Annotated in this window: 19 protein-coding genes; 11 read left to right on the forward strand and 8 right to left on the reverse strand. The window is 46.5% G+C overall.

The annotated features are described in order from the left end of the window. The first annotated feature begins 177 nt into the window (after positions 1-177). Genes yclN through yclQ form a run of 4 tightly spaced genes read left to right on the forward strand, consistent with a single transcriptional unit; the run spans position 178 to position 3,795 of the window. Positions 178-1,128, forward strand: coding sequence for a petrobactin ABC transporter permease YclN (gene yclN, locus NYE49_RS02140; protein ID WP_015382768.1), 951 nt, complete (start codon positions 178-180; stop codon positions 1,126-1,128). Next, positions 1,121-2,068, forward strand: coding sequence for a petrobactin ABC transporter permease YclO (yclO, locus tag NYE49_RS02145; RefSeq protein WP_014475805.1), 948 nt, complete (start codon positions 1,121-1,123; stop codon positions 2,066-2,068). The genes yclN and yclO overlap by 8 nt, the downstream gene beginning before the upstream one ends. Continuing rightward, on the forward strand, positions 2,062-2,820 hold the full coding sequence (gene yclP / locus NYE49_RS02150; protein WP_003234487.1) for a petrobactin ABC transporter ATP-binding protein YclP: 759 nt from the start codon (positions 2,062-2,064) through the stop codon (positions 2,818-2,820). The genes yclO and yclP overlap by 7 nt, the downstream gene beginning before the upstream one ends. Positions 2,821-2,841: 21 nt before the next feature. Further along, complete coding sequence (gene yclQ / locus NYE49_RS02155; RefSeq protein WP_063336060.1) at positions 2,842-3,795, forward strand: petrobactin ABC transporter substrate-binding protein YclQ; 954 nt, start codon at positions 2,842-2,844, stop codon at positions 3,793-3,795. Positions 3,796-3,840: 45 nt separating this feature from the next. On the opposite strand, the gene NYE49_RS02160 is transcribed toward yclQ, so the two are convergent. The 4 genes from NYE49_RS02160 to NYE49_RS02175 all read right to left on the reverse strand — a co-directional run bounded on the left by NYE49_RS02160 (position 3,841) and on the right by NYE49_RS02175 (position 7,374). Further along, entirely contained in the window at positions 3,841-5,259 is a 1,419-nt protein-coding gene (locus NYE49_RS02160) for an MDR family MFS transporter (protein WP_014478836.1), read from the reverse strand. Between the two features lie 19 nt (positions 5,260-5,278). Beyond that, positions 5,279-6,157 (reverse strand): TetR/AcrR family transcriptional regulator, encoded by an 879-nt coding sequence (locus NYE49_RS02165; RefSeq protein ID WP_174616552.1) that lies wholly within the window; start codon positions 6,155-6,157, stop codon positions 5,279-5,281. Between the two features lie 163 nt (positions 6,158-6,320). Next, a complete protein-coding gene (gene nfsA / locus NYE49_RS02170; protein ID WP_003234479.1) occupies positions 6,321-7,070 on the reverse strand; it encodes an oxygen-insensitive NADPH nitroreductase in 750 nt (249 codons plus the stop codon). A 16-nt stretch (positions 7,071-7,086) separates the two neighbouring features. Then, entirely contained in the window at positions 7,087-7,374 is a 288-nt protein-coding gene (locus NYE49_RS02175) for a putative quinol monooxygenase (RefSeq protein WP_003234477.1), read from the reverse strand. Positions 7,375-7,513: 139 nt separating this feature from the next. Between NYE49_RS02175 and NYE49_RS02180 the strand changes: the two genes are divergently transcribed. Next, positions 7,514-7,828 carry a metalloregulator ArsR/SmtB family transcription factor gene (locus NYE49_RS02180; protein ID WP_003234476.1) on the forward strand — a complete coding sequence of 105 codons (315 nt, stop codon included), beginning with the start codon at positions 7,514-7,516 and terminating at the stop codon, positions 7,826-7,828. Position 7,829: 1 nt separating this feature from the next. Here the strand turns inward: NYE49_RS02180 and gabR are convergent, their stop codons facing one another. Further along, entirely contained in the window at positions 7,830-9,269 is a 1,440-nt protein-coding gene (gene gabR / locus NYE49_RS02185) for a transcriptional regulator GabR (RefSeq protein WP_174616551.1), read from the reverse strand. A gap of 105 nt (positions 9,270-9,374) precedes the next feature. On the opposite strand from gabR, the gene gabT reads away from it, so the two are divergent. The 4 genes from gabT (at position 9,375) to gdh (ending at position 13,933) form a co-directional block, all read left to right on the forward strand. After that, a complete protein-coding gene (gene gabT, locus NYE49_RS02190; RefSeq protein WP_174616550.1) occupies positions 9,375-10,685 on the forward strand; it encodes a 4-aminobutyrate--2-oxoglutarate transaminase in 1,311 nt (436 codons plus the stop codon). 68 nt (positions 10,686-10,753) lie between these two features. Beyond that, a complete protein-coding gene (gene gabD / locus NYE49_RS02195; RefSeq protein ID WP_174616549.1) occupies positions 10,754-12,142 on the forward strand; it encodes a succinate-semialdehyde dehydrogenase in 1,389 nt (462 codons plus the stop codon). Positions 12,143-12,264: 122 nt separating this feature from the next. Further along, complete coding sequence (gene glcU / locus NYE49_RS02200) at positions 12,265-13,128, forward strand: glucose uptake protein GlcU (RefSeq protein ID WP_003234455.1); 864 nt, start codon at positions 12,265-12,267, stop codon at positions 13,126-13,128. A 19-nt stretch (positions 13,129-13,147) separates the two neighbouring features. After that, positions 13,148-13,933 carry a glucose 1-dehydrogenase gene (gene gdh, locus NYE49_RS02205; RefSeq protein ID WP_014475815.1) on the forward strand — a complete coding sequence of 262 codons (786 nt, stop codon included), beginning with the start codon at positions 13,148-13,150 and terminating at the stop codon, positions 13,931-13,933. A gap of 44 nt (positions 13,934-13,977) precedes the next feature. Here gdh and NYE49_RS02210 read toward each other — a convergent pair whose 3' ends face one another. From NYE49_RS02210 to ycnK, 3 genes are read right to left on the reverse strand one after another with little or no spacing between them, the layout of a single operon-like run. Continuing rightward, on the reverse strand, positions 13,978-14,592 hold the full coding sequence (locus NYE49_RS02210; RefSeq protein WP_063336066.1) for a DUF1775 domain-containing protein: 615 nt from the start codon (positions 14,590-14,592) through the stop codon (positions 13,978-13,980). 12 nt (positions 14,593-14,604) lie between these two features. Then, a complete protein-coding gene (gene ycnJ, locus NYE49_RS02215) occupies positions 14,605-16,230 on the reverse strand; it encodes a copper transporter YcnJ (protein WP_174616562.1) in 1,626 nt (541 codons plus the stop codon). A gap of 34 nt (positions 16,231-16,264) precedes the next feature. Beyond that, a complete protein-coding gene (gene ycnK / locus NYE49_RS02220) occupies positions 16,265-16,837 on the reverse strand; it encodes a copper uptake transcriptional regulator YcnK (RefSeq protein ID WP_047182098.1) in 573 nt (190 codons plus the stop codon). A gap of 164 nt (positions 16,838-17,001) precedes the next feature. On the opposite strand from ycnK, the gene NYE49_RS02225 reads away from it, so the two are divergent. Further along, positions 17,002-17,355, forward strand: coding sequence for a hypothetical protein (locus NYE49_RS02225; protein WP_123372807.1), 354 nt, complete (start codon positions 17,002-17,004; stop codon positions 17,353-17,355). 172 nt (positions 17,356-17,527) lie between these two features. After that, the gene (locus NYE49_RS02230; RefSeq protein WP_010886406.1) at positions 17,528-18,964 is read left to right on the forward strand and encodes a PTS mannitol transporter subunit IICB; all 1,437 of its coding nucleotides are present in this window, start codon (positions 17,528-17,530) and stop codon (positions 18,962-18,964) included. Positions 18,965-18,971 lie beyond the last annotated feature (7 nt).

An 18,971-nucleotide genomic window follows, 5' to 3' on the forward strand; every position in this document is an offset into this window, starting at 1 on the left:
ATGATTAGTAAAATGGATAAATGACTAGGTTAATATTTTTAAAGAATATTGACTAACCCTAAAAAAATGGTAACATGTAAATGATAATGATAATCAATTACTATATGGCCATATTGTTTTGAGTCCTTGCGGAGTAGGAGATACGTTCTTTTTGCTGTAAGGATGTAAGGAGGCAGCATGAAGCTACGTTACTTATTTATTCTACTTATCATATTAGCAGTCACATCTGTATTTATCGGTGTAGAAGATCTGTCGCCGCTTGATCTCTTCGATTTAAGCAAACAAGAGGCGTCAACGCTGTTTGCAAGCCGTTTGCCGCGATTGATCAGCATTGTCATCGCGGGATTAAGCATGAGCATCTGCGGTTTGATTATGCAACAGATCAGCAGAAATAAATTCGTGTCACCGACGACGGCGGGCACGATGGATTGGGCGAGGCTCGGCATTTTAATTTCCTTGCTGCTGTTTACATCCGCCAGTCCTTTAATCAAAATGCTGATTGCGTTTGTCTTTGCCCTTGCAGGAAATTTTCTGTTTATGAAAATCCTTGAAAGAATCAAGTTTAACGACACCATCTTTATTCCGCTTGTCGGTTTAATGCTCGGGAATATCGTCAGTTCAATCGCGACATTTATCGCATATAAATATGACTTGATCCAGAATGTGTCATCATGGCTGCAGGGAGACTTCTCTTTAGTCGTGAAAGGAAGATACGAGCTTCTTTATCTGAGTATTCCGCTCGTCATCATTGCCTATGTGTATGCGGATAAATTCACATTGGCCGGTATGGGTGAAAGCTTTTCTGTCAACCTAGGCCTCAAGTACAAACGGGTTGTGAACATCGGGCTCATTATCGTGTCCCTGATCACGTCCCTTGTCATTTTGACTGTCGGTATGCTGCCGTTTCTCGGTTTAATCATCCCGAATATTGTATCGATTTACAGAGGAGACAATCTGAAGAGCAGCCTGCCGCATACTGCGCTGTTGGGAGCGGTGTTTGTGCTGTTTTGCGATATACTGGGCAGAATCATTATCTTCCCTTATGAAATCTCGATTGGCCTGATGGTCGGAATCATCGGCAGCGGCATTTTCCTGTTTATGCTGTTAAGGAGAAAAGCCTATGCGTAACCAGATGAAAATAGCTTTGCTCGTTGTTTTAGCCATTGTATGTATCGGCTTGTTTTTGTTTTATGACTTAGGCAATTGGGATTACACCCTGCCGAGACGAATCAAAAAAGTCGCTGCCATTGTGCTGACGGGGGGAGCGATTGCGTTTTCGACCATGATCTTTCAAACGATTACGAACAACCGCATCCTGACGCCGAGCATTTTGGGCCTTGATTCTCTCTACATGCTGATTCAGACTGGCATTATCTTTTTGTTCGGTTCTGCGAATATGGTCATCATGAATAAAAACATCAACTTTATCATATCTGTTCTGCTGATGATCCTGTTTTCTCTTGTTTTGTATCAGATCATGTTCAAGGGTGAGGGGAGAAATATCTTTTTCCTTCTGCTTATCGGAATCGTGTTTGGCACGCTGTTCAGCAGCCTGTCTTCCTTTATGCAGATGCTGATTGATCCGAACGAGTTCCAAGTTGTGCAGGACAAGATGTTTGCCAGCTTTAACAATATCAATACGGATTTGTTATGGCTCGCGTTCATCATCTTCCTGCTGACAGGCGTTTATGTCTGGCGTTTTACAAAATTTTTCGATGTGCTGTCGCTCGGACGCGAGCACGCCGTGAATTTGGGCATTGACTACGACAAAGTGGTGAAGCAGATGCTGATCGTGGTTGCGATTTTGGTTTCTGTTTCAACAGCGCTAGTCGGGCCGATTATGTTTTTAGGCCTTCTGGTCGTCAACCTGGCGAGAGAATTCCTGAAAACCTATAAGCATTCATACTTAATCGCAGGCTCCGTTTTCATCAGCATCATTGCGCTGGTCGGAGGGCAGTTTGTGGTTGAGAAAGTGTTTACCTTCTCAACGACGCTGAGCGTCATTATTAATTTTGCCGGCGGGATTTATTTTATCTACTTGCTGTTAAAGGAGAATAAATCATGGTAGAGGTCAGAAATGTAAGCAAACAATATGGCGGGAAAGTTGTCCTTGAAGAGACGTCAGTCACGATTCAAAAGGGCAAAATCACCTCGTTTATCGGTCCTAACGGCGCCGGCAAAAGTACGCTGCTGTCTATCATGAGCCGCCTGATCAAAAAAGATTCCGGCGAGATTTACATAGACGGACAAGAGATTGGAGCATGTGACAGCAAAGAGCTTGCCAAGAAAATGAGCATTTTGAAGCAGGCGAACCAAATCAATATCAGGCTCACGATCAAAGACCTCGTTAGTTTTGGCAGGTTTCCGTACTCACAGGGCCGGCTGACAGAGGAAGACTGGGTTCATATCAACCAGGCGCTTAGCTATATGAAGCTGGAAGACATTCAAGACAAATACTTGGATCAGCTGAGCGGCGGACAGTGCCAAAGGGCATTTATCGCTATGGTCATTGCCCAGGACACAGATTATATCTTTCTGGATGAGCCGCTGAACAATCTGGATATGAAACACTCAGTTGAAATTATGAAACTGCTGAAACGGTTGGTAGAGGAGCTTGGAAAAACGATCGTGATCGTCATTCACGATATCAATTTTGCTTCAGTCTATTCTGACTATATCGTCGCTTTGAAAAACGGCCGAATTGTTAAAGAAGGACCGCCTGAAGAAATGATAGAAACATCAGTGCTTGAGGAAATCTACGATATGACCATCCCGATTCAGACGATTGATAATCAAAGAATAGGTGTCTATTTTTCTTAATATATAGAAGAGGTGAAGAGCATGAAAAAGTTCGCATTACTATTCATCGCTTTGGTGACGGCAGTTGTGATTTCTGCATGCGGAAACCAAAGCACAAGCAGCAAAGGTTCTGATTCTAAGGAAGAACAAATCACGGTGAAACACCAGCTGGACAAAAACGGAACAAAAGTACCGAAAAGCCCTAAAAAAGTTGTCGTATTTGACTTTGGAAGCTTAGATACACTAGATAAACTTGGTCTTGATGATAAAGTAGCGGGACTGCCGAAACAAGCCCTTCCTAAATATCTGTCCAAATTCAAGGATGACAAATATGCTGACGTCGGAAGCTTAAAAGAGCCAGACTTCGAGAAAGTGGCAGATGTAGACCCTGACTTGATCATTATCTCAGGAAGACAATCTGAGTCTTACAAAGAATTCTCTAAAATTGCGCCGACAATTTACCTTGGCGTAGACACAGCGAAGTATATGGAATCATTTAAGTCTGACGCAGAAACAATCGGTAAGATCTTCGATAAAGAAGATGAAGTGAAGGATGAACTCGCAAAAATCGATCATTCAATCGCAGATGTAAAGAAAACGGCTGAAAAGCTTAACAAAAACGGTCTCGTCATCATGGCGAACGACGGGAAGATCAGCGCATTCGGTCCTAAATCAAGATACGGCCTGATCCATGACGTGTTCGGCGTGACACCGGCTGATAAAAACATCAAAGCGTCTACTCACGGACAAAGCGTTTCTTACGAGTACATTTCAAAAACAAACCCGGATTACCTGTTTGTCATTGACCGCGGTACAGCGATCGGTGAAACATCATCTACTAAACAAGTCGTTGAAAATGATTATGTGAAAAATGTAAACGCAGTGAAAAATGATCATGTCGTCTACCTTGATTCTGCTACTTGGTACTTATCAGGAGGCGGTCTTGAGTCTATGGCGCAAATGATTAAAGAAGTGAAAGACGGTTTAGAAAAGTAAAACCAAAAAGAGCCTCCGCTAAATAGCGGGGCTCTTTTTGGTTGATCAGCGTGCCGGCTGCTGTTCGGCAGGGCGCTGAGGTTTCTTTAATGTGAATGAGAGAAGGAAGCCGACAAGTGCAATGACGGCAGCCACAATAAAAGCGGCGTTCATGCCGTGCAGGGCGGCGTGCTTCACATTTGTCGTGCCTGCATGTGCCGCCTGGTTGCTCATCACGGAAACCAATAGTGCGGTTCCGATCGAGCCGCCGACTTGGCGAATCGTGTTGTTCATCGCAGTTCCGTGCGGAATCAAGTGGCGCGGCAGCGCGTTGATTCCGGCTGTTGTCACCGGCATCATGATCATGGCGGTGCCTAAGAGACGAACGGTGTATAAAACGACAATCCAAGCGAGTGACGTATGGTCAGTCAGTTGCATAAACGGCAGAGATGTCAGGAAGATGATGCAGAAACCGGCAATCGCCAGCCCTCTTCCGCCGACTCGGTCAAAAATTCTGCCGATAATCGGCGACATAAAGCCCATCACAACGGCTCCCGGAAGGAGCATAAGCCCTGTATCAAAAGCTGTGACGTCTCTGACATTTTGTGTATAAAGCGGCAGGATGGTTTCCGTACCGATCAATAATGCAAAGACGAGGGTTCCCAGCAGTGTTGTTAAGCTGAAAACGCCAAACGTGAAGACGCGGAATTCCAGCATCGGTTTTTCAAGCTTCATTTGTCTTGTGATAAACAAGAGCAGCGCGATGACACCCACCAGCAGTGAAATCAAGACGGTTGAACTGGACCAGCCGTAAGAGCCGACGCTTGAGAAGCCGTATAGAAGGCCGCCGAACCCAAATGTTGAAAGGATGACTGATAAAATATCAATCTGTGTTTTTCTTAAAGTCGTCACGTTTTTCATCAGGATGCTGGCAAGAATCAAATCAATCACAGCAAACGGAAGAATAATATAAAACAATGATCTCCAAGAGAAAGCTTCGACAGCCCATCCGGAAAGAGTCGGTCCGATCGCAGGCGCGAATGAGATGACCAATCCGACCATACCCATAGCCTGGCCGCGCTTTTCAATCGGAAAGATTGTCAGGAATACAGTCTGCATGAGCGGCATCATAATGCCGGCTCCGGCCGCTTGAATGATACGCGCTGTCAGCAGAACCGGGAAGTTCGGCGCGAACGCTCCGACGACTGTTCCGGCAGTGAAAATGCTCATTGCTGTGATGAGCAGCGCCCGGCTTGTGAATTTCTCAATTAAAAACGCAGTAATCGGAATTAAAATCCCGTTGGTTAACATAAATGATGTAGTCAGCCATTGTGCTTGGTTGGCATCGACATTGAAATCCCTCATGATATGGGGAAGTGCGGTAATCAACAATGTCTGGTTCAAAATCGCCACAAACGCTCCGGCTAACAAAATGCCGACAATGACAGAACGGTTAAAAGGTTTTTGTTCAATACTTGTGTTCAATACATATCCCTTCTTTTCTCTAAGTAATTAACAGTGTTTTTAACATGGAAACAGGCAGTGTTAAAACACCGGTTTGTTCCAGATAGCCAATCAGTGATTTGAGTAAAAAAGCGCGGGGTTCTTCCTTCTTCGCTTCTTCCTCCAGCATGGCGGCTGCGGAAGTCAGTTCATCTACGTCATAGTCCGCGGCGGACAGGGAAGAGATGCCTTTATGTAATTCTTTCAGGCTTTCCGATAATAGGACTGATTTATCCTTTGGCTTGTAGGAGGATGCTGAATGAATATAAAGCTCGATGGCTTCGGGCGGAAGAAGAGACTGGCGGGTTTCCCTGTTTTTGATAATCTGATTGAGGGTGCTGATGATAAACTCTGCGATCGGGTCAAGCTCAAGCGGTTTTTCCTCGATTTTGATCAGCATTAAAAACTCACGCATCATGCCGTGAAGAATGATGACCAAATCCCACACAAACGGGAGAATGGTTTCTCCATACGCCTGGATCAGCGAATCGCGGTGCCAGCAGATAATCGTCGATCTGGTCTGATGGATATGCTGTTTGACCCGGTCATTGTGCAGCTTGGGGTTTTCGTAGGTCAGCATATTGAAAAACTGCTGATTCCGCCTGAAGCCCTCCAGTTCCATTTTGACCTTTTGCGTCAAACGCTCCTCCGGTGTAAGTGCGGTATTTTCCTGAAGTCTTGAGGCCGCAGCCACCATTTGCTTCTGGTTAAATGACAGCAGCTCCAAAAGCAGATCTTCTTTAGATTGGAACAGCTTATATATCGAAGCTTTTGACATCTTACATTCTTCTGCGATCGCCTGCATGGAAACCGACGTAAAATCCTTTTCCGAAAAAAGCTTTCGCGCGGCTAACAAGATATCTGTTTTTTTATCAAGCATCTCATGGCTTCCTTCTTTCTTGAACATTAGAAAACCCATTGGTTCACAGAAAACCAATGAGTAACTATGAAAAAATTTTACCAAATAAACAAAATAGAAGTCAATGGATTTTAACCGGGTAAATGAAAGGCCTGCCGGAAAATCCGACAGGCCGAATAAGAGCTTATTTTTCAACTTTAAATCCTTGTTTTTCAAGCATTTCACGGATGTGCGGATAGTACAGGCGCTCATAGTAAGAAGCGATGCTCTGTGACCAGTTTCTTGTTTCTTTTCCGTTTGTCCGCTTATTCATGTATTCAGACATCTGTTCGTCGTATGCCTGAATGTGAGACGTCAGCTCATCCTGATTCAAATAAGTTTCCTGATGATTGACAGCTTCTTGCGGCAAGCGCGGTTTTTTCGCTGAACGGTCGGCAGGATGCCCAATGACAAGGCCGGATAAAGGGAACACGTATTTTGGAAGCTCTAGCAGTTCGATCAGCTCTTGAGGGTTTCCGCGAACTGCACCGATCGGAACTGTGCCAAGTCCGAGTGACTCAGCCGCTGCTGTTGCTGTGCCGAGGGCAATACCAGCGTCTACTGCGCCGACAAGAACAGATTCCAATCCATTTGTGATTTCCATTTTGAAATCATGCAGATCTTCAAGCGCGATTTTGGCCCGGTTGAAATCTGCGCAGAACAGCAGGAAAACAGGAGCTTGATCGATCCATGGCTGGCCGCCTGCCAGCTCGGAGATTTTCTTTTTGCGCTCTTTATCCTGGACTGTGATCACAGTCACTTGCTGTCCGTTGATAGAAGAAGGGGCTGATTGCACCGCTTCAATGATTTGGTCCAATTGCTCCTGAGCTACAGGCTCATCTGTGTAGCTGCGAATCGAGCGGTGGTCTGTTAAAGATTTAATCACTTCATTCATATAAGACACCCTTCCTTTACTCGCTAAGCTCTGTGCGGACAACATCAAGAGGAGCGCTCAGCAGTTCTTTTCCTTTTGCGACAAATCCTTGGAAATGCGCAGTTTCGTTATGGAATTTCATTGCCGCTTCATCTTTCCATTTTTCAAGCATGACAAATGTATTTTCTTCGCCTACTTTTTCAAATAGGTCGTATTGCGCGTTGCCTTCCTCAGCTCTTGAATGCTGAACAAGTGATTGAGCCTCGCTCAAAAATTCCTCGCGTTTTTCTGGTTTTACTTTGATGTAAGCTTGTAATACGATCATGTAAATCTCCTCCGTTGTTATGTGAATTTATTGTTCGAATTTCATCGAACTAAATGTAACATGTATTCTAAATGAGGTAAAGGAAAAACCCTTAAATAGTAAAATTGTCATTCTAATTGTTGTGTGATACATTTGTGTCATGAACATTCCAAACCATCCAGAAACAGAAACATTGCAGCTGACAAAGGTTCTTCATGCACTTAGTGATCCGCTTCGTTTAGAGCTCGTCAAGCAATTAGCTGAAGCAAAAGAAAAAACGTGCAGCACCTGTGCAGATGTGCAGGTTGCCAAATCGACTTTGTCGCATCATTTTAAAGTTTTGAGAGAATCAGGTATCGCTCAAGTTCGGATAGAAGGAAAGCGCCGGTATTATTCGCTTCGCGCTGAAGACCTTGAAAAGGCATTTCCGGGCCTGCTTGAAGCCGTGCTGAATGTAGACCAGGACCGCTGGTGAATCAATCCCCTGTAACGGGGATTTTTTTATGTCCGTAAACCGCTTTGAAAAGCCGCTGCACACCCTTCTGAATATCTTCTTCCTTCAGCCGTGCAAAGCCGATAATGAGAGCGGGCCTGCCCGTTTGCCGCTTGTTTTCCTTCAAGTTAAATCGGCTCATTCCGAATATTTCAAGCTGCAGCCCGGCAGCATGTGACAGGATGTCTTGTTCGGTGCGCCTGGTATCAAATTCGGTAACAAAATGCAGCCCCGCATTTGCCCCTTTTACGGTAACCTCTCCGCTGAACTCTGCTTCTAAAGCGGTGATCAGGCGTTCTCTCTTTTCTTTATAATGCTGCTTCATTTTTTTTATATGCTTCTGATATTCACCAGACTCGATAAATTCCTGCAGGGTGAGCTGTGTAAGTGATGAGCAAGTCTGCAGATCATAGCCCCGCTGTTTGTATGTCCTCAACAGCTCAGGCGGCAACACCATATAGCTGATCCGCAAGCCGGGGAGAAGGGACTTTGAAAAGGTTCCCATATAGATGACATTTTGAAAACGGTCGAGGCTTTGCAGCGCCGGAATACTGTCTACATCATATGTGAATTCACTATCATAATCGTCCTCAATGATATATCGGCGCGGCTCCTCGGCTGCCCAGTTCAGCAGCTGAATTCTTCTGGATACAGGCATAATCGTTCCGGCCGGAAACTGATGCGACGGGGTGGTCACCAGCACATCAGGCTGCTGTCTGGTGATTTCAGCAATCGACATGCCTTTTTCATCCAGCATGATCGTCTTTACTAGTTTTCCGGCATTCTTCAAAAGCTGATACATGCGCCTGTAGCCAGGCTCCTCCATCGCATACACGGCTTCCTTGGGTAAAAGCTCAGTCAACAGCTGCATGAGCACCTGTGTGCCTGCCCCTATGATCATTTGTTCCGGCCTGCATTTTACACCCCTCGTCAGGGAAATGAGCCTGGTAATGGCCGCTCTCACTTCATATATCCCTTGCGGATGTGACATATCGCCGAGCGTGCGGTATGAGCGGGAGGCCGCTTTTTGCTCGCAGCGGAACCAGCTTTTGATCGGAAAATGGTCTGTATCGGAACTCATGTGTGAAAACGATATCCAATCGCTCTGGTCGATGTGAAACTCTTTTAGATCATCCGGCAGTGCAAATGGAGGGTGCTCCTCGGCGGAAAACATGTCTAGTTCCTCCACGAAGAAACCCTTTCGTTCAATGGCGTACAAATACCCTTCAGCCAGCAGCTGCTGATAGGCTGAATTCACTGAATTTACGCTGACCTTGAGATTTTCAGCCAGCTCCCGCTTGGAGGGAACCTTCGAGTGCGGCAGCAGATTGCGGCTGAGGATTTCTTTTTTCAGCTTTTGATAAATTTGCTGATAGATATAATCGGCTTGTTCTGAACGATCGAGTGTAATCGTGATATCCATTTGTAGTTTCTCCTTCTGATACCATCAAAAAGTTATAATTGGTACTTTTCATCATACCAAAGAGAAGTCAGAATGATAAGAAAATACCGACAGGGGGATATTCATATGAGTCAAACAACAGCAAGCATCACAACTGCACAATGGCAGCAAAAACGGGATCAATTTGTGTCAAAAGGTGTGAGCAACGGCAACCGCAGTCTGGCGGTCAAAGGAGAAGGGGCCGAGCTGTACGATCTGGACGGCCGGAGATTTATTGATTTTGCAGGCGCCATCGGCACGTTAAATGTCGGACACTCGCATCCGAAGGTGGTTGAGGCTGTGAAGCGGCAGGCGGAGGAGCTGATTCATCCTGGCTTCAATGTCATGATGTACCCGACTTATATCGAGTTAGCCGAAAAACTGTGCGGCATAGCACCGGGCAGCCATGGGAAAAAAGCGATTTTTCTTAACTCAGGGGCGGAAGCGGTCGAAAACGCTGTGAAAATTGCCAGAAAGTATACAAAGCGCCAAGGCGTTGTCTCGTTTACGCGCGGGTTTCATGGACGCACGAATATGACGATGAGCATGACAAGCAAGGTAAAACCTTATAAATTCGGTTTCGGGCCTTTTGCGCCAGAGGTTTATCAAGCGCCGTTCCCTTATTATTATCAGAAGCCGGCCGGCATGAGTGATGAAAGCTATGACGATATGGTCATTCAAGCATTTAATGATTTTTTTATCGCTTCAGTGGCGCCTGAAACGGTGGCGTGTGTCGTGATGGAGCCAGTGCAGGGAGAAGGCGGGTTTATTATTCCTTCGAAACGGTTCGTGCAGCACGTCGCTTCATTCTGCAAAGAACACGGCATTGTTTTTGTTGCTGATGAAATCCAAACCGGCTTTGCCAGAACTGGCACTTATTTCGCAATTGAGCACTTTGATGTAGTGCCCGATCTGATCACGGTTTCTAAATCGCTTGCGGCAGGCCTGCCATTAAGCGGTGTGATCGGGCGTGCGGAAATGCTTGATGCGGCAGCGCCAGGGGAGCTGGGCGGCACGTATGCCGGCAGCCCGCTCGGCTGCGCGGCGGCTTTGGCAGTCCTGGATATTATCGAAGAAGAAGGACTGAATGAGCGATCTGAAGAAATTGGCAAAATCATTGAAGACAAGGCGTATGAGTGGAAAGAAGAATTCCCGTTCATCGGTGACATCCGCAGGCTCGGGGCGATGGCCGCAATCGAAATCGTCAAGGATCCAGACACGCGTGAGCCTGATAAAGCAAAAGCAGCAGCGATCGCGGCCTATGCGAATCAAAACGGATTACTTTTGCTGACAGCGGGAATTAACGGTAATATCATCCGCTTTTTGACACCGCTCGTCATCTCAGACAGCCTTTTAAATGAAGGGCTCAGCATCTTGGAGGCGGGCCTGCGAGCTTAATCATTGGAAAGAAAACGGCTGGGTCTGCTATCATTTTAAGTAATCATGAAAAGAAAGGAATGTTCAATATGCCAGATCAATTAACGGTCTACAACCCGGCTACGGGCGAGGAGATCAAAACGATTCCTCAGCAATCAGCCACAGAGGTAGAAGAAGCCATTGAACGTTCACATCAAGCGTTTAAAACGTGGTCTAAAACATCAGCGAACGAAAGAGCGTCTCTTTTGAAAAAATGGTATGAGCTGATTGTTGAACATAAAGAAGAGCTTGCAGATTTAATTACAAAGGAAAACGGAAAACCATACCAGGAAGCAGTCGGCGAGGTACTTTACGGCGCAGGCTATATCGAATGGTTCGCAGAGGAAGCGAAGCGTGTGTACGGAAGAACGGTCCCGGCCCCGACAACTGGTAAACGAATTGTTGTCACACGCCAGCCGGTCGGCCCCGTTGCTGCTATCACGCCCTGGAATTTCCCGAATGCGATGATTACACGCAAAGCGGCGCCTGCTCTTGCCGCTGGCTGTACATTTATCATCAAGCCGGCGCCAGACACACCGCTGTCTGCTTATGAACTAGCGCGCCTCGCATATGAAGCTGGCATTCCGAAGGATGTTCTTCAGGTTGTGATCGGTGATGGAGAAGAAATCGGAAATGTGTTCACAAGCAGTCCGAAAATCCGCAAAATCACGTTTACAGGCTCAACACCTGTAGGGAAAATCCTTATGAAAAACAGCGCGGACACCGTGAAGCACGTCTCAATGGAACTCGGCGGACACGCCCCGCTGATCGTAGATGAAGATGCAGACATTGACCTTGCCGTTGAACAGGCGATGGCGTCCAAATACCGAAACGCCGGCCAAACCTGCGTATGTGCCAACCGCCTGATCGTTCATGAGTCCATCAAGGATGAATTTGCTGCGAAATTGAGCGAGCAAGTGTCTAAGCTGAGAGTCGGAAATGGACTTGAGGAAGGCGTCAATGTCGGACCGATCATCAACAAACGAGGCTTCGAAAAAATCGTCAGCCAAATAGATGATGCGGTTGAAAAAGGCGCAAAAATTATTGCTGGGGGCACATATGACCGAAACGATGACAAAGGGTGCTACTTTGTGAATCCGACAGTGCTCACCGATGTCGATACGTCCATGAACATCATGCATGAGGAAACATTCGGCCCGGTCGCCCCGATCGTCACGTTTTCTGATATTGATGAAGCGATTCAGCTTGCCAACGATACACCGTATGGCTTGGCTGCATACTTCTTCACAGAAAACTACCGCCGCGGCATCTATATTTCCGAGAATCTAGAGTATGGCATTATCGGCTGGAATGACGGCGGACCGTCAGCGGTTCAAGCGCCATTCGGCGGAATGAAAGAAAGCGGCATTGGCCGTGAAGGCGGTTCAGAAGGTATCGAGCCGTACCTTGAAACAAAATATTTGTCCATCGGTTTATAAAAGAATGCAAGCTCCTGAGAGCTGCCGGATTTTCCGGCAGCTCTTTTTGTGTTCCGGCGAATAATCACAACAATTCCAGCCAAAATAACAGCAAATACATTTTGAAAGAAGGTTCCCCAACAATGGATTTATTATTGGCTCTTCTCCCGGCTTTGTTTTGGGGGAGCATTGTTCTCTTCAATGTGAAATTAGGCGGCGGGCCGTACAGCCAGACACTGGGAACGACGATCGGGGCACTCATTGTTTCTATCGTTATTTACTTTTTTGTTCAGCCCGTTCTGTCACTTCGCATTTTTATTGTTGGAATCGTATCCGGCTTATTTTGGTCACTTGGACAGGCCAACCAGCTGAAAAGCATTCAATTGATGGGCGTGTCGAAAACAATGCCGATTTCTACAGGAATGCAGCTCGTTTCCACCTCGCTGTTCGGTGTGATCGTGTTCCGCGAATGGTCAACACCGATTGCGATTACGCTTGGCGTTCTCGCTTTGATCTTTATCATTGTGGGAATCATTCTCACGTCCTTGGAAGATAAGAATGATAAAAAAGAGGGCGAGCCAAGCAATTTGAAAAAGGGCATTTTGATTCTCCTTGTTTCGACTCTTGGTTATTTGGTTTATGTAGTCGTGGCTAGATTATTCAATGTGTCCGGCTGGTCCGCGCTGCTGCCACAGGCAATTGGCATGGTGGTCGGGGGGTTAGTTTTAACCTATAGACACAAACCCTTTAACAAGTATGCGATCAGAAATATTCTCCCAGGGTTAATCTGGGCAGGCGGAAATATGTTTTTGTTTATTTCTCAGCCGCGAGTCGGCGTTGCAACGAGCTTTTCCCTTTCACAAATGGGAATTGTCATTTCTACGCTCGGCGGTATTTTCATCTTGCGTGAAAAGAAAACGAAACGCCAGCTTATAGCAATTGCGATAGGGATTATCCTGATTATTGCCGCTGCCGTATTCTTAGGAATCGCCAAAACAAATTCATAACAAATGGAGGAGGATGTATATGTATCCGGATTTAAAAGGAAAAGTCGTCGCTATTACAGGAGCTGCTTCAGGGCTCGGAAAGGCAATGGCCATTCGCTTCGGCAAGGAGCAGGCAAAAGTGGTTATCAACTATTATAGTAATAAACAAGATCCGAACGAGGTAAAAGAAGAGGTCATCAAGGCGGGCGGTGAAGCTGTTGTCGTCCAAGGAGATGTCACGAAAGAGGAAGATGTAAAAAATATCGTGCAAACGGCAATCAAGGAGTTCGGCACACTCGATATTATGATTAATAATGCCGGTCTTGAAAATCCTGTGCCGTCTCACGAAATGCCGCTCAAGGATTGGGATAAAGTCATCGGCACGAACTTAACAGGTGCCTTTTTAGGAAGCCGTGAAGCGATTAAATATTTCGTAGAAAACGATATCAAGGGAAATGTCATCAACATGTCCAGCGTGCATGAAAGGATTCCGTGGCCGTTATTTGTCCACTATGCAGCTAGTAAAGGCGGAATTAAGCTGATGTCTGAAACGTTGGCTTTGGAATACGCGCCGAAAGGCATTCGCGTCAACAATATCGGGCCAGGTGCGATCAACACGCCAATCAATGCTGAAAAATTCGCTGACCCTAAACAGAAAGCAGATGTAGAGAGCATGATCCCGATGGGCTATATCGGCGAACCGGAGGAGATTGCCGCAGTGGCAGTGTGGCTTGCTTCGAAGGAATCCAGCTATGTTACAGGCATCACGTTGTTTGCGGACGGCGGAATGACGAAATATCCTGCTTTCCAGGCAGGCCGCGGTTAAACATAAAAAGCGACCCAGACATGACATCTGGATCGCTTTCTTTATTAGGCACGCTTTTTCTTTACAAGTGCTGCTACAGATAAAATAATAGCAGCCGCAGACAGCACAATCGCTGTGATGTCCAGAGCTGAAGAACCTGAGTTTTCGGAATCGTCTTCTGTTTTCGTGGCGCCGTGCTCATCTGTCACTTGTTTTGCAGACGTGATGTTTGTAATGGAATGAGGTGTATCGGCATCCTCGTCACCTGTCCACTCAACAATGCTGCCGTCTTTGTAATATTGGTATGCGTCCCAAGCAGCTTCCCCCGCTTTATCAGGGTTTTTGGCAACAAAGGTAAACTGCTGGAACTGTCCTTCCTGAATGCCTCCGTCAGTCGCCTCCCATGTCACGGACACTGATTTGTCATCATGTTTTTGAGTGGAAACCTTCCAGCCCGGAATTGGCTCATATTGCTGGAATTCAACATCCTTCGGCATTTTGAGGACAACCTTCGTTGTCGGCAGATTTTTCTCAGAAGGAACCTTCATTGTATATGTTTCCCAAGAGCCTGCAGCAGACTCAGCCGGTTTTACAGAAACGTGCGCGCTGGCAGGGGCCGTAAAGAATAAGAGGGAGCCGACAATAGCCGGACATAGTGTCAATGCGATTTTTTTCAACAACGTAAACACTCCTTAATTGGTCTTTGTAAACATGATATTGATTTCGTTAAAGTCGCCGGTTAGGCCGTGGACTTTGATCTTCCAGTTTCCTTTTTCATTAATCGACAGGTTTTGATCCTGGAAGACGCCTTTTGTTTTTTCTTTTAATGTAAAGGTGCTTTTGTTTTCGCTGCCTGACAGGCCTGTTTTATAAACGGTTAACGTGATTTGCTGGATGTTTTTCACGGGATCTCCGTTATGGTCGGTGACCCGCAGCTCAAAAACATTTTTTCCGGGCTGGTTTGGGCTGATGCTGAGAGAAACGCTTTGTCCGTTCTCAATCGCTTTGGTTTGGTAGAACGGTTCCGGCGCTGGCTCAGGCGGGCTTGGCAGGCTTGTAAACACGGCCGCTGTGATCAATACAGCGATGCCGATTGCCCACTCCGCTTTCAACGTTTGGCTGATTCCTGTGCGGCGCTGCTTTCTGGTAAGCAGAAAATGAAACGCACCTAAGACCAGCATGAAAACAAACAGCCCGCTTTTCACTAAAAGAGCTTGGCCGTACGCTGTATGGAACAGTGAATCCATTGAACGAATGATGAAAAATCCATTGAGCAAGCCTGAAAACAAAATGACGCCGACTGCAGTGAGCGCCCATGGGGAGAACCGTCTGACCGTCTCCCACGCGAGCGTTTTGTCAGGCTGCCTCCAATCTTTTGAGAGCAGCAAAACAAGTGCCGCTATTCCGCCGACCCAGATGGAAGCGGAAGTTAAATGAAGGAAATCCATCAAAATGCCGACCGTTTTTTCTTCAACGACAGCAGCATGCCCTGTAAACGCCTTGGCAAGCAGGAGACCGAAAAAGAAAATGAGCGGCGCTGTCCAATAGCCAAAGGATGAAAAGCGGTTTTTTCGTATCGCAGGGATTACAGACAATGCGAGCAGCACGAACAGCGCGGCCTGTATGATCCAAATGGAGCCGCCTGCTGTCTCAAACAGTGTTTCTCTGATGTAGCCCAGCTGGAATGCGCTGCCCCAGCCGCCGCCTGCGTTAGCTTTTGTCTGAATCGGAAGCTGAAGCAAAAGCGCCAGACCCAGTGCTGCGATCGAGCCGGTCAGGATACGTCTCGTCCGTTTGACGAGCTGTTCTGATTTCCCTTTATACCAGAAAAGATGGAAGAAAACCGTTCCGATAAACAGAGATAGGGCTGTATACAGAATCGCGCGATCTGCTGCTGTTCCCGGATTCAGCGCTGAATCGGCTGCTTTTTGGCTGCTGAATCCGCCATCCGCTTTCCCGATACTGAACGGAATGACGCCGGAAACAGGATGCCCGTCCGCGGATACGGCATTCCATTCCGCTCTGTACACATCTTTAGACAGATTCTTCTTCAGCTTCACTGTCATGATGTGATGATTATCTTTTCTGATTTCAGTCTTGTCCGTATCCACACGGTCGCCGTTTGAATTATAGACTTTAATGTAATGAAACCCTTCTTCAATCGGTTCATTAAATTCGATTTCCACCTGCGCAGGGGCGCTTTTTAATTCGCTGTTTTCCCCAGGTGAAGATTTGACAATATAGGCGTGAGCAAAGCTTGTTTTCGGCAGGAAAACAAGAAAAAGCAGAAGGATGATCCACCATCTGTTTCGCTTCATCACTCAGACACCACCTTCCGCTGTATGTGTTGTGTTATTTCTTGGTGCAGGTGCAGCGTTTCTTTCTGTCTTGAAGCATGTCTTCCAGCGCTTGGTCGAAAGTGCGGACGGCTCCGCCGAATCCTTTTTGAAATCGTTCGGCATGGTCAAGTGTCGCAAACGGAATGGCCTGCGGCTGGCAGCAGTGCAGGTTTAATTCAGCATTTACGACGAAATAAGCCGAACCGGCACTGACGGTTGTCTGTAACAGAAAATCTCTGCAAATCAAGTGTGAAACCTCTTCCGTTTTATCGGCATAACGCAAAAACGCACAATGTGCGCAGCATAGCTGTTCAATGTCTTGGTTTACCGTAATCATCTGAACCGAATGAGCTTGATTGACGGGCTTCAAGCAATAGCTGCACATATGATCCGTTTGAGGTGTTCTGGCGGGGAGCGTGATGCCGCCGGCCGTTTTAATGACCTGATTTGACTGAACCAGCTGATTGACATCTCTGTATACCGTCATTTCCGAAACGCCAAACTTTGCGCTGATGTCAGAAATTCTGAGCGCGCCTTCTTCTTTCAGCCACTTCAGTATGTGTTGCTGTCTATTAATCGGAAGCATTCATACACCCTCTTCATTAAGATCTATTTAAGCGTAGAGGATTTTAGAGACAGAGACAAGTAAGCTGATGATAAAAAATGTGAAAATGTGTTGAACAGCAACAAAACGAAACAGAAGGGACTCTGGTATAATAGACATATGGAATAGAAAGTGAGGAATACCCTATGAAAGAAACACCATGCCCGAACTGCGGCAAACCTTTGACAGGCGACATGGTCAGATCATCAAATGTGCCTTGTCAATTTCGCTGCGGACACTGCCGGGAACGGCTTTATGAATATAAAGTATCAGCTCCGATTATGCTGGTATCATTAGCTGCCATTGTGCTGCTCATTTATCTTTTGCTGCTCCTCCGCAATGCGGCAAGTTCAATGCTGCCGGCTGTACAGCACGTGCCAATGGCTGTTTTTGCGCTTGTGTGCGCCTATCCCGTTTTTATTGTAAGTGAGCGAATGATCGCAAAGTACGTGATTCAAAACGGCAATATTATTTATAGAGGAAAGAGAAAAGGCTCCTGAAACCAGGAGCCTTTTTATTTTTAAAAAATTGTCACAGTCATGTGCCAAAGTCCTCTTTACTTTCAATTGTATAGGGACTGTAAGCGTTTTAACATATAGTCAAAGGGAAGCATCATTCTCTGAACATATTTTTGTATCTTACAGCGACAAACAAAACAGGGAGGGTTTATATATGCAGCAGCAAGAACAGCAGCAAGGCGGCATGAAAGTGAAAGTGCAGCGCTTTGGGAGTTATTTGAGCGGGATGATCATGCCGAATATCGGCGCGTTTATCGCGTGGGGTATCATTACCGCGCTGTTTATTCCGGCAGGATGGTTTCCGAATGAACAGCTGAACACGCTGGTCAGCCCGATGATTACGTATTTATTGCCGCTTTTGATAGCGTATACAGGCGGAAAAATGATCTACGACCACCGCGGCGGAGTTGTCGGAGCGACAGCGGCAATTGGGGTGATTGTCGGATCGGATATTCCAATGTTTTTAGGCGCAATGATTATGGGACCGCTTGGCGGATACCTCATTAAACAGACTGATAAATTATTCAAGGATAAAGTCAAACAAGGCTTTGAAATGCTGATCAACAACTTTACGGCAGGGATTGTCGGCGCGGCTTTAACGATTCTCGCGTTTTACGCCATCGGCCCGGTTGTCCTGACGCTAAATAAATTGCTGGCGGCTGGTGTGGAAGTCATTGTACACGCTAATTTACTGCCGGTAGCCAGTGTTTTTGTAGAACCGGCGAAAGTATTGTTCCTCAACAACGCCATTAACCACGGAATCTTAAGCCCGATCGGAATCGAGCAAGCATCCCAAACAGGAAAATCAATTCTGTTTTTAGTAGAAGCAAACCCTGGACCGGGGCTCGGCATTTTGCTGGCGTACATGTTCTTTGGCAAAGGATCTTCCAAATCAACGGCTCCTGGTGCGGCGATCATCCATTTCTTCGGCGGGATTCACGAGATTTACTTCCCGTACATTCTGATGAAACCAGCCCTGATTCTTGCAGCCATTGCCGGCGGAGCAAGCGGACTCTTAACGTTTACGATCTTTAATGCCGGACTTGTCGCGGCAGCGTCACCGGGAAGCATTATCGCATTGATGGCAATGACGCCAAGAGGAGGCTATTTCGGTGTATTGGCGGGTGTATTGGTCGCTGCTGCTGTATCGTTCATCGTTTCAGCAGTGATCCTGAAATCCTCAAAAGCAAGTGAAGAAGACCTGGCTGCTGCAACAGAAAAAATGCAGTCCATGAAGGGAAAGAAAAGCCAAGCAGCAGCTGCTTTAGAGGCGGAACAAGCCAAAGCAGAGGAAGCGTCTGAGCTGTCTCCTGAAAGCGTGAACAAAATTATCTTTGCGTGTGATGCGGGAATGGGATCAAGTGCGATGGGGGCATCCATCTTAAGGAACAAAGTGAAAAAAGCAGAGCTTGACATCAGTGTGACCAACACGGCCATTAACAATCTGCCAAGCGATGCGGATATTGTCATCACCCACAAAGATTTAACAGATCGCGCGAAAGCAAAGCTGCCGAACGCGACGCACATATCAGTGGATAACTTCTTAAACAGCCCGAAATACGACGAGCTGATTGAAAAGCTGAAAAAGTAATCTTATA

It is taken from the genome of Bacillus sp. FSL L8-0358, assembly GCF_038593095.1.
Classification (GTDB): Bacteria; Bacillota; Bacilli; order Bacillales; family Bacillaceae; genus Bacillus; species Bacillus subtilis.

Coding starts and splice junctions, on each gene's coding strand:
- yclN (WP_015382768.1), top strand. CDS start 178: ATGAAGCTACGTTACTTATTTATTCTACTTATCATATTAGCAGTCACA.
- yclO (WP_014475805.1), top strand. CDS start 1,121: ATGCGTAACCAGATGAAAATAGCTTTGCTCGTTGTTTTAGCCATTGTA.
- yclP (WP_003234487.1), top strand. CDS start 2,062: ATGGTAGAGGTCAGAAATGTAAGCAAACAATATGGCGGGAAAGTTGTC.
- yclQ (WP_063336060.1), top strand. CDS start 2,842: ATGAAAAAGTTCGCATTACTATTCATCGCTTTGGTGACGGCAGTTGTG.
- NYE49_RS02165 (WP_174616552.1), bottom strand. CDS start 6,157: ATGCTTGATAAAAAAACAGATATCTTGTTAGCCGCGCGAAAGCTTTTT.
- nfsA (WP_003234479.1), bottom strand. CDS start 7,070: ATGAATGAAGTGATTAAATCTTTAACAGACCACCGCTCGATTCGCAGC.
- NYE49_RS02175 (WP_003234477.1), bottom strand. CDS start 7,374: ATGATCGTATTACAAGCTTACATCAAAGTAAAACCAGAAAAACGCGAG.
- NYE49_RS02180 (WP_003234476.1), top strand. CDS start 7,514: ATGAACATTCCAAACCATCCAGAAACAGAAACATTGCAGCTGACAAAG.
- gabR (WP_174616551.1), bottom strand. CDS start 9,269: ATGGATATCACGATTACACTCGATCGTTCAGAACAAGCCGATTATATC.
- gabT (WP_174616550.1), top strand. CDS start 9,375: ATGAGTCAAACAACAGCAAGCATCACAACTGCACAATGGCAGCAAAAA.
- gabD (WP_174616549.1), top strand. CDS start 10,754: ATGCCAGATCAATTAACGGTCTACAACCCGGCTACGGGCGAGGAGATC.
- glcU (WP_003234455.1), top strand. CDS start 12,265: ATGGATTTATTATTGGCTCTTCTCCCGGCTTTGTTTTGGGGGAGCATT.
- gdh (WP_014475815.1), top strand. CDS start 13,148: ATGTATCCGGATTTAAAAGGAAAAGTCGTCGCTATTACAGGAGCTGCT.
- ycnJ (WP_174616562.1), bottom strand. CDS start 16,230: ATGAAGCGAAACAGATGGTGGATCATCCTTCTGCTTTTTCTTGTTTTC.
- ycnK (WP_047182098.1), bottom strand. CDS start 16,837: ATGCTTCCGATTAATAGACAGCAACACATACTGAAGTGGCTGAAAGAA.
- NYE49_RS02225 (WP_123372807.1), top strand. CDS start 17,002: ATGAAAGAAACACCATGCCCGAACTGCGGCAAACCTTTGACAGGCGAC.
- NYE49_RS02230 (WP_010886406.1), top strand. CDS start 17,528: ATGCAGCAGCAAGAACAGCAGCAAGGCGGCATGAAAGTGAAAGTGCAG.